The sequence below is a fragment of the Stenotrophomonas sp. ZAC14D1_NAIMI4_1 genome (assembly GCF_003086775.1).
Taxonomy (GTDB): domain Bacteria; phylum Pseudomonadota; class Gammaproteobacteria; order Xanthomonadales; family Xanthomonadaceae; genus Stenotrophomonas.
The window spans coordinates 2,872,864-2,886,629 of sequence record NZ_CP026001.1 but is presented as its reverse complement, the minus strand read 5'-3'; the positions used below and the strand labels follow the sequence as shown (position 1 = coordinate 2,886,629).

Sequence of the window (13,766 nt, the reverse complement as noted above, 5' to 3'; positions counted from 1 at the left end):
TCGACTGCCCTTCGCGACCCAACTAAAACCCCGCGCCTCGCGCGGGGGTCGACCAACGGTCGACGCTACCCAGTCGGCGCCGGGTCATTTCCCTATGGAATGACTGGTCTCACGCCGATGCCAGAACGGAGCCACCATGGGCATGTTCAATCACATGCCCAGTCCACAACTCCTCATCGGCCGCCGCTCCATCATCGGCAACGTGTACGCAATTACGATGATCTGCAGAGATCGTCGTCCCATCTTCGAAGACCCAGCCAACGCCGGCATCGCGATACAGGTGCTGGAGGCAATGGACCAACAAGGGCTGACCTCGTCGCTTGCGTGGGTGGTCATGCCCGACCACCTGCATTGGCTTGCCCAGCTTCGCGAAAAGTCACTCGGCTACTGCGTGCAGCGCTTCAAGTCACGCAGCGGTTTGCTGATCAACCAACATCGCGGAAGCGCCGGGGCCCTCTGGCAGGCGGGCTACTTCGACCATGCGATCCGCAGTGAGGAATCACTGCGAAAGCATGCGCGCTACATCCTGGCCAATCCCATAAGGGCAGGATTGGCAACCCGACTGGGCGAGTACCCGCAGGGATGGTGCCGCTGGCCGCTGGATGATACCGACCCAGGGTAGAGTCGACCGTTGGTCGACTGCGCTTTGCGACCAGGCCAAAAGGCCCCGCGCTTTGCGCGGTAGTCGACCAACGGTCGACTCTACCCGCTCGGCACGCGCCAGCGTTGGGCTAGGATGGCCGCACGACTCGTCTGCGAAGGAATCGCCATGTTCGTGCGCTGTCTCGCCACCCGCCAACTGTTCTGGGCGCTGTTGATGCTGTTGTGCATGGGGACCGCGCACGCTGCGCGGCCCGCCCCTGAGGCAAAACGTGCAGCCGATGACTGGCTGGCTGCCTTCAATGCCGGCAGCCTTGAGGGATTGCAGGCGTTCGCCGACCGTTACGCCAAGAAGGACGGCAGCACTCCGCAGGATTATCTGGAATTCCGCGCGTCGACCGGTCCGCTGAAGCTGCTGGAGGTGCGTGAGAGCACGCCGCTGCAGGCAAAGCTGCTGGTGCTGGCGCAGCAGACCGAGCGTGCGATGCTGGTGACCGCGGAGATGGACCCGGCCCATCCGGAACATTTGAAGCTGTTCCAGCTGGAAGGCACACCCACGCCGGAGCAGTACCAGCCCGCACGCGTTCCCTTGCCGGCGCTGATGGCTGACGCCCGCGCCAAGCTGGACGCCTTGGCCGCGGAGGATGCGCTCTCGGGTACCGTGCTGGTGGCGCAGAACGGGCGCGTGCTGCTGGACTGGAGCGGTGGCCTGGCTGACCGCCGCGCAAACAAGGCGGTCGATGCACGGACGCAGTTCCGCCTGGCCTCGTCCAACAAGATGTTCACCTCGGTGGCCATCCTGCAGCTGGTACAGGCCGGCAAGGTGAGCCTGGACGACACAATCGGCAAGCACCTGCCGGACTATCCGAACAAGGCCGTCGCCGATACCGTGACCGTGCGACAGCTGCTGACCCACACCAGTGGCCTGGGTGATTTCTTCGGCGATGATTTCGACCAGTACTCGGCCTCGCTGAAGACGCTCGATGACTACGTTCAGCGCTTCGCCAAGGATGCGCCGCAGTTCACGCCCGGCAGCCAGGACGCCTACTCCAACTACGGTTTCATCGTGCTCGGGCGCATCATCGAGGCCGTGTCAGGGCAGTCCTACTATGCCTATGTCGATGAACACATCCTGCGCCCGGCGGGCATGACCGGCACCGGCTTCGAGCCGGAAACCGTGGAGGTTGTGCAGCGTGCCGTTGCCTACACGAAGAAGGAAGGCCAATGGACGCGCGAAACCAGATCGCTGCCGTGGCGTGGCATGTCAGCCGGTGGTGGTTACAGCACCGCCGCTGACATGCTGAAGTTCTGCGAGGCGCTGCGCAGCGGCAAGCTGGTGTCGCCGGCACTGCTGCGCCAGGCCACCACCGCGCAGAACCACAAGGGCTGGTATGGCTTTGGGTTCGTGGTGCAGGGGCAGGGCAGCCAGCGCCAGTACGGGCACGAAGGGGGCGCGCCGGGCTCGAACAGTGCCATCGTCGTGCTGCCCGAGCAGGGCTACGTGGTCATCGGCCTGGCCAATGTTGATCCGGATGCGGTGGGCAACGTGGTCAATTACATCGCCCGCCGGTTGCCGCTGTAGCGTTGCCGCACGGCCGCGCGCTGCAGGAATGGCGCGCAGTGCGATAGGCTGGTCGATCAACACGGGTTTCATGGACGAAGCATGAGCGATCGCCACGCATTGGGTATCGAACACGAGAGCGAACTCGTTCACCTCTACAACGCCGTCGAGGCGGGGGGCCTGGACGTGGTGCGCACCATCGCGGCCGCGCAGCCCGCCCTGCTGCGGCTGGCCTACTTTGGCAATGCCGGCAGCAAGAGCGTGCTGCACATGGCGGCGGCGAGCGGCCAGGAAGCGGTCTGCCACTGGCTGCTGGGGTGGGGGCTGCCGGTTGACGTGAGCTTCAGCGGCAACGATGGCGCGACGCCCTTGATGGCAGCTGTGAATGGCGGTCACGCCGCGGTCTGCACGTTGCTGCTGCAGGCGGGCGCCAATCCGGATGGCACCGCGCTGGTGTCCTGCCCGCCGCTGTATGCAGCCGCTGTCGCCGGGCGCGGCGATATCGTCGAGCTGCTGCTGCACGCTGGCGCCGACGTCAACCGTCTGCACCGGCAGATGAACCAGTCGTCGCTGGACGTTGCGCGCATCTGGAAGCACCCCGCGGTGGCGGCGACGTTGGAACACCAAGGGGGCAGAAGCGTGCGCGATTACGAGGGCCCCTACGTGCAGGGACCGGGCGAATCGATCATCGTCTTCGTGCACAACACGGCCGGGCCGGTACTGCGGCCGGAGTTCTCGCCGGTATCGCGTGATCCCAGGGCGTCCCTGCACGTGAGCCTGCTTGACGGAAAATCCGACTTCAAGCTGCTGTTCACAACGGGACTGCATGGCGCCGGGACGCCGATGACCGAGCTGTTCCTCTGCCTGCAGGGCAACTGGCCGTTGCCGCGCACCGGGCTGGCCGATGACAGTGTGTGGCGATTCCCGGAACTGCTGCTGTCGCGCATGGTGGAGAAGCTGTTCGCGCAGGGGCCGATCAGCGAGGGACACCTGCTGGAACGCAGCGACCCCGCGTTCACTGATCTACCGTGGCCGGAGGATGTCGACGCACTGCTGGCGGTGGACAAGCCCTGGAATCCGGTGAACGAGCGCGATTCGATCCCGCCGCACCAGCGCGTCACGCTGCTGGTGCTGGCCCCGGTGAAGTACACGCGGAAGGGCAGGCCCGATGCCGGCGCCCTGGCGACCCTGCTCGAGCGCAAGCGCAAGGCCAGCTGGCGCGTGCTGTCGCTGCGGCGGGATGATCCCCGGGTCCGCCTGGCAGTCCTGCCAGACTGACGGTGTGCCGCCTCAGCGCGGCACCCGCACCATCTTCGTCATCAAGTGCTCCACCACGCCCGCCGGATCGGCCGTGCGACCCACGTGCGTGCTGGACATCTGCACGATCGAACTGCGCTTGGCCGTAAGGAAATGGAAGCGCGCGCGTGCCGGCAGCTGTGCGATCGGGCCGGCGTTGGCGTCGCCGCGGCAGATGGCCACGATGGCATTCAGCCACGGTTGCAGGGCTTCCAGATCAAGCGCGGGGGCGAACGCCTGCAGGCGCGCCGCATCGATTTCGATGGCCGCTTCCAGATGGCGTGCGCCAGGGCAGGACACGATCACCCCGACGTTGATGAACTCTTCGCGCTCCACCCGCGGTACCACGCGGATGACCGCATAGTCATACGTGTGCAGCGTGGGCACGGATGGCCTCCTGCACGAACACCGCACGCACCTTCAGGCGATGCTTGAGGTAGTTGATGTAGCCCTGGCGGTAGGCCTGCGGGCTGTCGAAGGCCGGCTCGTCCACCAGCCAGCTGTCCGGCACCAGGTCGACGATGCGCTCGATTTCCGCATCGGGCAGGCGTGCGGCCAGCTCGGCATCCACCTCGGCAATGCGGCTGGCAAACGGCAGCAGCACATGGTCACGGATCAGAACGAAGGGCTTTTCGCAGGCGTCGCCGGCATTGGCCCAGTCGTGGTGGAAGTACATCGCCGCACCGTGATCGATCAGGTACAGCTTGCGGTGCCAGACCATCAGGTTGGGATTGCGCGTGGTGCGGTCGACGTTGCTGGTGAAGGCATCGAACCAGACCAGGCGCGAGGCCAGGTCGGCATCCACCGGCATCGCGGCAGGATCGTAGTTGATCGCGCCGGGCAGGTAATCCAGGCCCAGGTTCAGGCCCTCGCTGGCACGGATCAGGTCCTGGATTTCCGGGTCCGGTTCGGTGCGGGCGAACTCGCTGTCCAGCTCCACGAACAGGATTTCCGGAATCGGCAGGCCGACCGAGCGGGCCATTTCGCCGGCGATCAGCTCGGCGATCAACGCTTTCGGACCCTGGCCGGCGCCACGGAACTTGAGCACGGCCATGCCGTCGTCGTCGGTCTCGACCACGGCGGGCAGGGAACCCCCTTCGCGGAGCGGGGTGATGTAACGGAGGGCGTGGACGGTTCGCACGGCGGGCGTTGATGGATGGGTTGCGCGCAGTTTACCTTGGCCACCCGCGCACGGTACGCGCACGGGTGGATGGCAACGGAATGGAGCATTGCGATGGCGTGGGGTGTGGACGAAATCTATCTGGCCGCGACGGAACGGGCCGTAGCCTGGGCAACAGGATCGCCGTTCGCACACATCTCCTACCTGGTGAAGGACCCGGTGGCATCCTGCGATGCACGGGGGGATGAGCATCGTCACAGCGTTGGCGCGCAGGGCCTTCTGGTGCTTCGCGGCGTAGGCAGTCCGCAAGGGTTCCAATCCGGGCGCATGCCGGGGGCGGTGCATTGGGACGGGCTGCGGCCAGACGCCGGGGCAGCGCCGGTCGATGCCGCCGTTGGCGCGCAGCTCCAGGCGTACATCACGCAGATGGACATGCGCGGCCTGGATGCGCCCGATGCGTTCCGCGCGTGGCTGCGGGAGGTGTCGCTGCGCCTGCAGCAGCCGCTGATGTTCTATACCGCTTCGACGTTCGGCGGCACCTGCGACTACGACTACGCATTGACTTACACGCCGAACGAGCGCCTGCATGCAACGCGTTTCGAGGGTCTGCGGCCGTGCAGTCCGACGGCGCTGCAGTCCGGCCTCGCATGCCTGTCGATCACCTTGCCGACCAACTATTTCGCACTGCATGAGCGCAGCTTCGATTGGGCTTCACGGGCGCTGCTGCAGTGAATCACGTCGGCGGCGCGCACGTCGGGGGCATCCAGGGGCGCATGGATGAATGCGTAGGTCGCCAGGCATAGGGCAGGCAGTCGCCAAACGTAACGGCCACTGTCTGGCAGCGCGGCGGGCACGGCATTGCGCGCCATCTTCACTTCACACTGCCTCTGGCGATGGCAGCATTCATCCCCGGGGAGCATGAACCGGCCAGGATGGCCGTGGTGTACGAGAGCTGCCATCCTTCAAGCGTTTCCACGATGTTCTTGCAGGCTTTGGAGGTGCACCCATGAACGACGAATCCAATCCCCTGCTGCCGACCCTGGACGATGCCAAGGCCGAGCAGATGATCGGCAAAGTGGTACTGGTCGGTATCACCCGTTATGGCGGCGATGGCCAGATGCGGGACCAGCAGCAGTATTCGGGCACAGTGCTGCGCATCAGTGCCGAGGAAGGCGTCGTGCTGGCCGACGAGGCCGATGGCCACGAGCGTTACCTGCCACCGATGCTGGACCAGTACCTGCCGGCGGAGCCGGGGGAGTACCGCCTGCGTTCGGGCGGCGAGATCGTGGTCGACCCCGATTACCTGACCACCTGGGATCTGCACGCGCAGCAATGAGGCGAGGCGTTTGGCCGCCGGGCATGGCCCGGCGCTGCCGAAGGTTGCCGGTGCCCGGCGGGGTGGTTTGCAGCATCCGGCCACTAGCCCTTCCGGCCCATTCACAACCCTCCCCGGGGTGCTAGATTCGGCCGATGCCCGCTGTCTGGCGGGTGCCCAATCACACCCCTGGGGATCACGGATGCTCATCCATCGCACCTCTCTGGCGGCGGCCATCGCCGTTGCCACCTTCGGCCTGCTGGCCGCTGGCCCGGCGCTTGCCGATTACGCAAAGCCGCCGGAACACCTGCTGAAGGTGCTGAAGGCACCGCCGCCGCCGGCACCGAATGTCGATCCGAGCGGCCAGCGCCTGCTGCTGACCACCGCGCAGACCTATCCGTCCATCGCCCGCGTGGCCCAGCCGTACCTGAAGCTGGCCGGTGTGCGCCTGGAGCCGAAGAACCGCAGCCGCCACGATACCCCCGGTGGTTACGGCATTCCGGCCTGCGTAGCCGATTTCAGCGTGGTTGAAATTGCCAGCGGCAAGACCACCAAGGTCGACCTGCCGCAGGGCTGCGCCGGTGCAGCGCAGTGGTCGGCCGATGGCAGCCACTTCGCCTTCCAGAATGCGGTCGATACCAGCGTGCAGCTGTGGGTGGGCGATGCAGCCACCGGCCAGGTCAAGCAGGTGCCGGGCGTGCAGCTCAACCCGATCTTCGGCAGCACCGTGCAGTGGCTCGGCGGCAGCCAGAACCTGCTGGTGAAGCTGGTGCCGGCCAACCAGGGCGCGGCCCCCACCGACGGCGGCGTGCCGACCGGCCCGGACGCGCAGGAATCGCTGGGCAGCAGCGGCGAAAGCAGCACCTATGAAGCGCGCGACACGCTGACCAGCGCGCATGACGAAAAGCTGTTCGCCTACTACGGCGCTTCGCAGCTGGCCGTGGTCGACACCGCCAGCGGCAGCGTCCGCCCGGTCGGCAGCGCCGCCATCTTCAACGACGTCAACGCTGCACCCGATGGCGTGCACGTGCTGACCGAATCGATCAAGCCGCCGTTCTCGCATGCGGTGACCTACCAGCGCTTCGCCAACGATGTGGCGGTGCTGGACATCACCACGGGCAAGGCCACCGCCATCGCCAGCCTGCCGCTGGCCGACCGCGTGCCGGTGCACGGCGTGCCGGAAGGCCCGCGTGGTTTCGACTGGCGCTCCACCGACCCGGCCACCCTGGTCTACGCCGAAGCGTTGGACAAGGGCGACTGGAAGGTGACCGTGCCGCACCGCGATCGCGTGCTGATGCTGAAGGCCCCGTTCAACGGCAAGCCGGTGGAAATCGCCCGTACCGCGCAGCGTTTCGAAGGCCTGGCCTGGTCGGCGGACCCGGCCGTGTCCTTCATGTTCGAGAACGACGAGAACCGCCACTGGGTGCAGACCCGCATCGTCGATGTCGACCAGCCGAAGAAGGAAGGCCGCCTGCTGTGGGACATGTCCAGCGATGAGCTGTACGGCGACCCGGGCAACCTGGTGTTCAAGCGCCTGCCCAACGGCGCGGCGGTCGTGCGCCAGGAAGGCAATTTCGTGTTCCTGCGCGGGCAGGGCGCATCGCCGCAGGGTGATCGTCCGTTCCTGGACCGCCTGGACCTGGGCACGCTGAAGAGCGAGCGCCTGTTCCGCAGCAGCGCCGATGCCTACGAGCAGTTCCTGGGCTTCAGCAACACCCCGGGCCGCTACCTCACCTGGCACCAGTCGGTGGTGGACGCGCCGAATGCGTTCGTGCGCCAGCAGGGCGAGGCGGTTGCCGCCGCCAAGGACGGTGAGGCGCAATACGCGTCCACGGCCACTGCGCTGACCAAGCTGGTCGACCCGACGCCGGAAGTGCGCCAGATCAAGAAGCAGCTGGTGACCTACAAGCGCGCCGACGGCGTGGATCTGTCCTTCACCCTGTACACCCCGCCGGGCTACAAGGAAGGCCAGCGCGTGCCGGCGATCCTGTATGCGTACCCGGCCGACTTCGCCAACGCCGCCCAGGCCGGCCAGGTGTCCGGTTCGCAGCAGACCTTCACCCGCCTGCAGCCGTACCGCCTGATGCTGCTGGCCGGCTACGCGATCATCGACAACGCCTCGTTCCCGATCGTCGGCGACCCGAAGACCGCCTACGACACCTACCTGGAGCAGCTGGAAGCCGACGCCAAGGCGGCGGTGGACAAGGCCGTGGACATGGGCGTGGTCGATCGCAACCGCATCGGCGTCACCGGCCACAGCCATGGCGGCCTGATGACCGCCAACCTGATCGCGCACACCAACCTGTTCAAGGCCGGCGTGGCGACCAGCGGTTCGTACAACAAGACGTTCACCCCGTTCGGTTTCCAGAACGAGCGTCGCTCGGTGTGGCAGGCGCAGGACGTGTACCTGAAGGCGTCGCCGTTCTTCTACGCCGACAAGATCAAGCTGCCGCTGCTGCTGGTCCACGGCGAGGATGATGCCAACCCGGGCACCGAACCGTTCCAGTCGCGCAAGCTGTACCAGGCCATCCGTGGCAACGGTGGCACGACCCGCCTGGTGATGCTGCCGAACGAACCGCACTGGTACACCGCGCTGGAATCGAACGAACAGCTGGTGTCGGAAATGCTGAACTGGTTCGACACCTACGTGAAGAACGCGAAGTAAGGTCGAGCCTGCTCGACTGCCCTTGTAGAGTCGAGCCATGCTCGACTCTACAAAGGCCCTGCCATTGCGTTGCCGCAAAGCTGCGGTACGCTGCAGCTCTGGTGTTCGCCACGGATGCGTCCAATGAAAGCCATCGTTCTTGCTGTGTCCCTGTCACTGGCCATCGCACCGGCCATCGCGCCGGCGCAGGAGCTGACCGGTGAACTGGCCGCGCTGGGCATTACCGCCGGCATGCCCTATGCCAAGGCCAAGCGCCTGCTTGATGCGGCCGGTTGGCGCGTCACGCCGACGGAATCAGCGCAGGCCGCACTGCCGGATTTCCCCGAGATCGAATGCGGCCAGGGCCGCGATGCGGTGTGCTCGGCCGGCTTCCACAAGGACGATCAAACCGTGGCGATGATCATCGGCACCACCCAAGCGGGGCAGCCGTACGTACAAGGCACCTACTGATCGGCCACGGATACCGCCATGACATCTGTTGCAACCGGTCGTACCGGAATCGGATGGCTGCTGATCGGCCTGCTGTGCAGTGGCGTGGCTGCAGTGGGCTGCACGGTGCTGGGCCGCTTTGCGATACCGCAGTTCGTTGAGAGTTTCGCCGAAGCGGGGCAGCCCTTGCCCATGATCACCCAGGTCTTTGCAGGCAGCTACGGGCTGGTATGGCTTGCACCGCTGGCGGTGGTTGCCACCTGGCTGGCGGGGCGGGCACGCACGTCGGCGCTGATCGGTTGTATCGCGCTGATGCTGGCGACGCCGGTGGCCCTGTTCGCGGCCTATCTGCCGCTGTTCAAGCTGGGTACGCTGTTCTGATTGACGCGCCAGCAGAAGGCTGCGGTTCGTGACCCTGTACCGGTAACCATGACCTCCGGCCCGTCGCCGGGTGTCCGGCCGCGTACTACTCTCAGCGGTTCAAGGCGCGTGGGTGCCTCCTTCCACTGGAGTTGTCGATGTCCCGTTCGTTGCTGGTCGTCGTTTCCGCTGTACTGACGCTGTCCCCGCTGCCGCTGCTGGCCGCCAGGGCACCTGCGCAGGACCTGGCCGCCGAGGTCAATCCGTTCATCGGCACCACCAATGCCGGCAACGTCTACCCTGGGCCGACGGTGCCCTTCGGCATGGTGGCCTTCAGCCCGGAAATGACCGCATTGCCGGGCAAGCGTTTCCCGATCGCCGCACCCGGCGGCTACGAGTGGCGCAGCAACGGTGTGCGTGGTTTCAGCCTGACCCACGTCAATGGCACCGGCTGTACCGGCGCCAGCGGCGATATCCCGCTGATGCCAGTGACCCTGCCAGTGGAGCTGTCGCCCTCATCCGCCGATGCCGGGGTGCGCTACACCAGCCTGCTGGACCACGCCAAGGAAACCGCCAGCCCCGGCGCCTACACGCTCACCCTGGACAACGGCGTGGCCGTCAGCCTGGCGGCCACCGCGCGCACGGCCGTGGGCCAGTTCCAGTTCCCGGCCGACAAGCCGGCCAACCTGCTGTTCCGCACGTCCGACAGCGAAGTGGGCAGCAGCGATTCGACGATCATCATCGACCCGGCCACGCGCACCGTGCGCGGTTCGGTCACCAGCGGCAACTTCTGCGGCTACCTCGCCGAGGACCGCCGCGAAAGCTATTACACCCTGCATTTCGTCGCCGAATTTGACCAGCCGTTTGAGGTGGGTGGCACCTGGCGCGACGACACGGTGCAGGCCGGCGCGCGTGAAGGAAGCGGTGGCACCACCTATGGCAGCAAGGGCCACCCGCCGGCCGGCAAGGGCGCGGGCGGCTGGATCAGCTTTGATGCCAAGCGCACGCCGCAGGTGACCGCACGCATCGGCATTTCGTACGTGGATGAAGCCGGCGCGCGGGCCAACCTGCGCCGCGAGAGCCCGCAGGGCACGACGGTGGCTGCAACGCAGGCCGCCACCCGTGCGAAGTGGAACGAACTGCTGGGCCAGGTGCGGGTACAGGGCGGCACGGCCGACGAGCGCACCGTGTTCTACACTGCGCTCTACCACGCCATGCTGGCGCCCAACCTGCACAGCGATGGCGACGGGCGCTACCGCGGCATGGATGGCAAGGTGCATAGCCTGTCCAAACGACAGCAGGCGCAGTACGCCAACTACTCGGGCTGGGATGTGTACCGCTCGCAGCTGCAGCTGCTGACCCTGCTGCAGCCGCAGGTGGGCTCTGACGTGGCGCAGTCGCTGTTGAACCAGGCCGACCAGAATGGCGGCGTGTGGGATCGCTGGACGCATATCACCGGTGCCACCGGGGTGATGAACGGCGATCCGTCGCCGCCGTCCGTGGCGGCCATCCATGCCTTTGGCGGCCGCAGCTTCGACCTGCAGCGCGCCTACGCCTCGCTGAAGAAGGCCGCCACCGTGCCCACCGCGCGCGATCTGGACAAGCGCGGTTGCCCGGTGCTGTGCGTGGGCCAGCGCCCGGGCCTGGACCAGTGGCTGGCGTTGAAGTACATGCCGGAAGGCGCACCGGGCTGGGGCAGTGCGGCCGACACGCTGGAAATGGTCAGCGCCGATTTCGGCCTGTCCGAGCTGGCCCTGGCGGCCGGCGATGCGCAGGGCGCAAAGCAGTTCCGCGAGCGTTCCGGCTGGTGGCGCAACCTCTACAACCCGAAGGCCACCGCGCAGCAGGGCTACATCCAGCCGCGCAACGCCGATGGCAGCTGGCCCGCGTTCGACCCGGCCGCCGACGATGGGTTCGTCGAGGGCAGCGGCGCGCAGTACCTGTGGATGGTGCCGTTCGATCCGGCCGGCCTGTTCGAGGCGCTCGGTGGCCGCGAGGCCAGCATCGCGCGGCTCGACGCGTTCTTCCGCAAGGAGGATGGTGCCTGGGCAGTGACCAAGTCCGGCCCGCTGCACGCCGAGCTGGACAACGAACCGTCCATCGCCGCGCCGTGGCTCTACAACTTCCTCGGCCAGCCGTGGAAGACCCAGGAAACCGTGCGCCAGGCGATGCGCCAGATCTGGACCAACACGCCCGAAGGCATGCCCGGCAACGATGACCTCGGGCAGATGTCCTCGTGGTACGTGTGGTCGGCGCTGGGCCTGTACCCGGTGTACCCGGGCCGCGCGGACCTGGTGATCGGCAGCCCGCTGTTCACCGAAGCGGTGATCACCCGCCCGGGCGCGAAGATCGTGGTGCGTGCGCGCGGCGCAGCGATGGATGCGCCGTACGTGCAGTCGCTGCAGGTGGATGGCAAGGCCAGCAACGCGAGCTGGCTGCCCGCCAGTTTCGTGCAGCGCGGCGGCACCCTGGACTTCGAACTGGGCACCACGAAGAACGAGCAGTGGGGCGCACAGGACGTACCGCCTTCGCACGGCCCCCGTTGAATCCGCACCATGCGTGGATGAACCACCACACGGCCGGGCACCACCCGGCCAGTAGATCCACGCCATGCGTGGATGCGGTGCCGCGCCATGCGTGGATGAACCTTCGCACGGCCGGGCACCACCCGGCCGTGCTAGCCTGACCGTGCAACAGACAAGCGGCAGGAGGTTCCCATGGAAATTCCACAGGACGTGTACGAGCACGTACTGGGCGTGGCGGTCGAAATGGCCAATGCCAGCACCCACGGTGATACCCGCAGCCAGTGGCGGCTGCATGACGAACTGCGGCAGTACTGCGATGCGATGGCGGTGGAAGGCCGCGACCATCCTTTCCTGTGGGAAACCCTGGGCGACTTCACCAGCGACAGTGGCGTAGCGATCGGTTACTACGAACGCGCGCTGAAACAGGCGCGCCAGCTGGGCGTGATCGAAGGCGAAGCGTCGATCTGCCTGGAGCTGGCGCGGCGCCACATCGACCAGGGTGAAAAGGAGCGCGGCTACGAGTTCGCGTTGCGCGCGGACGAAGCCGCACGGCAGACCGACGACCTCGATCTGCGGCGCGAGATCAGCCAGTTCCTTCTGGAAAATTCATGAGCTACATCCTTCACGCCCGATGCTGCGCTGCCGCCCTGGCCCTCGCCATGACCGCGTCCTGTGTGCAGGCGCAGCCGCCGCAGGCGGTCAATCCGCTGCTGGTGAAACCGGTCGACCAGGTCACCGCGGATGAGGTGCGCTATCTGCAGCAGCGCCTGTCCGACTGGCCAGAGCTGGCGCGCTACCGCGAGGCCAACGCGCGCGTACCGGCCAAGCAGGCCGGCGTGCCACGCGTGCTGTTCTACGGCGATTCGATCACCCAGGGCTGGGGTGAAAAAGATCCTGCGGCGTTCTTCCCCGGCAAGGGCTACCTCAACCGCGGCATCGGCGGGCAGACCACGCCGCAGATGCTGCTGCGCTTCCGCCAGGACGTCATCGCTTTGCAGCCGGACGTGGTGCTCATCCTTGCCGGCACCAACGATATTGCTGGCAACACCGGGCCCAGCACGCAGGCGATGATCGAGGACAATCTGCACGCGATGGTGGAGCTGGCCCGTGCACACGGCATCGCCGTGGTGCTGGCCTCGGTGCTGCCGGTGAGCGAGTACCCGTGGATGCCCGGCATCGAACCGGCGCCGAAGGTGCGCGCCTTGAATGCGGCGCTCAAGCAGTATGCCGATGCACAGGGGCTGGTGTACCTGGATTACTACACGGCCATGGCCAATGCGGCCGGTGGACTGGATCCTGCGTTGGCGGCCGATGGCGTGCATCCCACCGCGAAGGGCTATGCCGTGATGGCACCGTTGGCGGAGCGCGCCATCGAGCGCGCGCTGGCCGCCACGCCGCCTGGCGCGCGCTGATCGCATTCGCTGGGCATGGCAGCTGTTTCCAACAGGCTGGTCGAGACCGTGGCGCGCGCCGTGTTCAAGCGCAACCCGGTGCTGGTCACCGAGCTTTACTCGAGCGCCGGTGCGCAGCCGCGCCGCTACGCGTCGGCCGAGGCGCTCTGTGAACATGGCCGGGCCCTGCAGTGGGTGTCCGGCGGCATGCTGCTGATAGGCGTGCAGTACGCGGACATGGGCGGTGCCGTGCGCGTGCGCCCGTTCGACACCGGGCGCGGTGAATCTGCGCGCTTCACGGTCTCCGGCTGGGGGCTGATCTCGATCCTGCTGCCGATGGCCGTCGATGCCAACTGCGCCGCGAAAGTGCACGCCCTCACCGAGCGCGCTGCGCTGGGCCGGGAGCGGGGCGCGCTGGATGTTCCGCCCGTGTGCGACTGGAACTGGAACGTGGTGGAATCGCACAAGCGGCGCTTGAAGGACGTGCTCCGGAAGGCGCTTTGA

General features: G+C 66.8%; 14 protein-coding genes. 12 read left to right on the top strand and 2 right to left on the bottom strand.

Translation table 11 applies throughout. The annotated features are described in order from the left end of the window. Positions 1-154 precede the first annotated feature (154 nt). From C1927_RS13380 to C1927_RS13370, 3 genes are all read left to right on the top strand, one after another. On the top strand, positions 155-622 hold the full coding sequence (locus C1927_RS13380; RefSeq protein ID WP_108747849.1) for a transposase: 468 nt from the start codon (positions 155-157) through the stop codon (positions 620-622). Positions 623-829: 207 nt separating this feature from the next. Beyond that, positions 830-2,182: a serine hydrolase domain-containing protein gene (locus tag C1927_RS13375; RefSeq protein ID WP_343125701.1), complete on the top strand. Its 1,353-nt coding sequence runs from the start codon at positions 830-832 to the stop codon at positions 2,180-2,182. An 81-nt stretch (positions 2,183-2,263) separates the two neighbouring features. After that, positions 2,264-3,439 (top strand): ankyrin repeat domain-containing protein, encoded by a 1,176-nt coding sequence (locus C1927_RS13370; RefSeq protein ID WP_108746965.1) that lies wholly within the window; start codon positions 2,264-2,266, stop codon positions 3,437-3,439. Positions 3,440-3,451: 12 nt separating this feature from the next. On the opposite strand, the gene C1927_RS13365 is transcribed toward C1927_RS13370, so the two are convergent. Both C1927_RS13365 and C1927_RS13360 read right to left on the bottom strand, forming a co-directional pair. Beyond that, positions 3,452-3,844: a DUF3037 domain-containing protein gene (locus C1927_RS13365; protein ID WP_108746964.1), complete on the bottom strand. Its 393-nt coding sequence runs from the start codon at positions 3,842-3,844 to the stop codon at positions 3,452-3,454. Continuing rightward, on the bottom strand, positions 3,822-4,598 hold the full coding sequence (locus C1927_RS13360) for a HipA family kinase (protein WP_108746963.1): 777 nt from the start codon (positions 4,596-4,598) through the stop codon (positions 3,822-3,824). The genes C1927_RS13365 and C1927_RS13360 overlap by 23 nt, the downstream gene beginning before the upstream one ends. A 93-nt stretch (positions 4,599-4,691) precedes the next feature. Between C1927_RS13360 and C1927_RS13355 the strand changes: the two genes are divergently transcribed. The 9 genes from C1927_RS13355 to C1927_RS13315 all read left to right on the top strand — a co-directional run bounded on the left by C1927_RS13355 (position 4,692) and on the right by C1927_RS13315 (position 13,766). Continuing rightward, entirely contained in the window at positions 4,692-5,309 is a 618-nt protein-coding gene (locus tag C1927_RS13355) for a hypothetical protein (RefSeq protein WP_159095361.1), read from the top strand. Between the two features lie 274 nt (positions 5,310-5,583). Then, entirely contained in the window at positions 5,584-5,913 is a 330-nt protein-coding gene (locus C1927_RS13350; RefSeq protein WP_079222370.1) for a hypothetical protein, read from the top strand. A 181-nt stretch (positions 5,914-6,094) separates the two neighbouring features. Continuing rightward, positions 6,095-8,557 carry a prolyl oligopeptidase family serine peptidase gene (locus C1927_RS13345; RefSeq protein ID WP_108746961.1) on the top strand — a complete coding sequence of 821 codons (2,463 nt, stop codon included), beginning with the start codon at positions 6,095-6,097 and terminating at the stop codon, positions 8,555-8,557. 123 nt (positions 8,558-8,680) lie between these two features. Next, a complete protein-coding gene (locus C1927_RS13340) occupies positions 8,681-9,007 on the top strand; it encodes a hypothetical protein (protein ID WP_108746960.1) in 327 nt (108 codons plus the stop codon). An 18-nt stretch (positions 9,008-9,025) separates the two neighbouring features. Continuing rightward, positions 9,026-9,367: a hypothetical protein gene (locus C1927_RS13335; protein ID WP_108746959.1), complete on the top strand. Its 342-nt coding sequence runs from the start codon at positions 9,026-9,028 to the stop codon at positions 9,365-9,367. A 137-nt stretch (positions 9,368-9,504) separates the two neighbouring features. Beyond that, complete coding sequence (locus C1927_RS13330) at positions 9,505-11,892, top strand: GH92 family glycosyl hydrolase (protein ID WP_108746958.1); 2,388 nt, start codon at positions 9,505-9,507, stop codon at positions 11,890-11,892. A gap of 171 nt (positions 11,893-12,063) precedes the next feature. After that, a complete protein-coding gene (locus C1927_RS13325) occupies positions 12,064-12,483 on the top strand; it encodes a hypothetical protein (RefSeq protein WP_079222365.1) in 420 nt (139 codons plus the stop codon). 47 nt (positions 12,484-12,530) lie between these two features. Beyond that, positions 12,531-13,283: an SGNH/GDSL hydrolase family protein gene (locus C1927_RS13320; RefSeq protein WP_254051590.1), complete on the top strand. Its 753-nt coding sequence runs from the start codon at positions 12,531-12,533 to the stop codon at positions 13,281-13,283. 15 nt (positions 13,284-13,298) lie between these two features. Next, positions 13,299-13,766: a hypothetical protein gene (locus C1927_RS13315; RefSeq protein ID WP_108746956.1), complete on the top strand. Its 468-nt coding sequence runs from the start codon at positions 13,299-13,301 to the stop codon at positions 13,764-13,766.